Raw genomic sequence first — 1,092 nt, forward strand, 5'->3', positions numbered from 1 at the left:
GCAGCGGCAGGATCCAGAGTACCGCGAGACACGTGGAACCTTGCGGGAATTCGGGGGGACCACCCCCCAAGGCTAAATACTCCTTAGTGACCGATAGCGCATAGTACTGTGAAGGAAAGGTGAAAAGGACCCCGGGAGGGGAGTGAAAGAGAACCTGAAACCCTGTGTTTACAAGCTGTGGAAGCACGTTAAGGTGCAACCGCGTACTTTTTGTAGAACGGTCCGGCGAGTTGCGGATGCTGGCGAGGTTAAGGAGTAAAGCTCCGGAGCCGAAGCGAGAGCGAGTCTTAATAGGGCGTAAAGTCAGCATGTGCAGACCCGAAACCGGGTGACCTATCCATGTCCAGGTTGAAGTTCCCGTAAAAGGGAATGGAGGACCGAACGCACATCCGTTGAAAAGGGTGGCGATGAGGTGTGGATAGGGGAGAAATTCCAATCGAACCCGGAGATAGCTGGTTCTCCTCGAAATAGCTTTAGGGCTAGCCTCGTATTAGTTTAGCGGAGGTAGAGCACTGAATTTCCTAGGGGGCGTCAAAGTCTACCGAAGAATATCAAACTCCGAATGCCGCATAAATGATGTACGGGAGTCAGACTGCACGAGATAAGTTGGGTAGTCAAAAGGGAAAGAGCCCAGACCTACAGCTAAGGTCCCAAAGTGTGTGTTAAGTGGAAAAGGATGTGGGATTTCGAAGACAACTAGGATGTTGGCTCAGAAGCAGCCACACATTCAAAGAGTGCGTAATAGCTCACTAGTCGAGAGGTCCTGCGCCGAAAATGTCCGGGGCTAAAACACAACACCGAAGCTTAGGAATGTAATTATACATTGGTAGAGGAGCATTCTTAAAGAGACGAAGCAGTACCGATAAGGAGCTGTGGATTTTTAAGAAGAGAGAATGCCGGAATGAGTAGCGAGATGGAGGTGGGAATCCTCCAGGCCGAATATCTAAGGTTTCCAGAGTAAAGCTGATCTGCTCTGGGTAAGTCGGGGCCTAAGGCGAGGTCGAAAGACGTAGTCGATGGATAACAGGTTGAAATTCCTGTACTGCATATCATCAGAACTGTGGGGACACAGAGAGATACCGGAACCTGGGA

1 rRNA gene (only partly in view) is annotated in these 1,092 nt (G+C 50.4%); it reads left to right on the forward strand.

Features of this window, described 5'->3' with window-relative positions:
* Positions 1–1,092: ribosomal RNA gene (locus PG862_RS09740) — 23S ribosomal RNA — on the forward strand (its annotated part continues 1,627 nt past the right edge of the window); the annotation flags it as partial.

This window comes from Clostridium fessum (assembly GCF_027698965.1).
Classification (GTDB): Bacteria; Bacillota; Clostridia; order Lachnospirales; family Lachnospiraceae; genus Otoolea; species Otoolea fessa.